Raw genomic sequence first — 403 nt, forward strand, 5'->3', positions numbered from 1 at the left:
GTTTGCCAGCGCCGGCGAGGTGGGCGTCGCCGATCGCCTTGGACAGGCGGCGGTAGCCCTCGGCTCCGCGGGCGAGGACGAGCAGGTGCTCGCCGTCCTGGTCCGCCGCTCCGGTGGGGGCGAGGGCGGCGTCCAGGGTCAGCTCCGCGCCGAAGACCGTGCCGATGCCGGCGCGGCGCGCCTCCACCGCGAACACGGGGGCCGCGTAGAGGCCGTCGTGGTCGGTGACGGCGAGGGTCTCGATGCCCAGTCGGACGGCCTCGGCGACGAGCTCGGCGGGGTCGCTGGCGCCGTCGAGGAAGCTGTAGGTGGAGTGGACGTGCAGTTCCGCCCACCCCACCGGGCCCGCTCCCCCGCCGCGGGCCGGGCCCGGTCCGGCGGCGGGCGGCGGGGCGGGGAAGGG

Annotated in this window: 1 protein-coding gene; it reads right to left on the reverse strand. The window is 78.2% G+C overall.

The features are described from left to right. Positions 1-340, reverse strand: a 340-nt coding sequence (locus VR45_RS37860; RefSeq protein ID WP_045944489.1) for a PHP domain-containing protein, incomplete at its 3' end; no start/stop codon positions are given. Between the last annotated feature and the right edge of the window lie 63 nt (positions 341-403).

Origin of the sequence: Streptomyces sp. NRRL S-495 (genome assembly GCF_000966955.1) — a bacterium.
Taxonomy (GTDB): Bacteria; Actinomycetota; Actinomycetes; order Streptomycetales; family Streptomycetaceae; genus Kitasatospora; species Kitasatospora purpeofusca.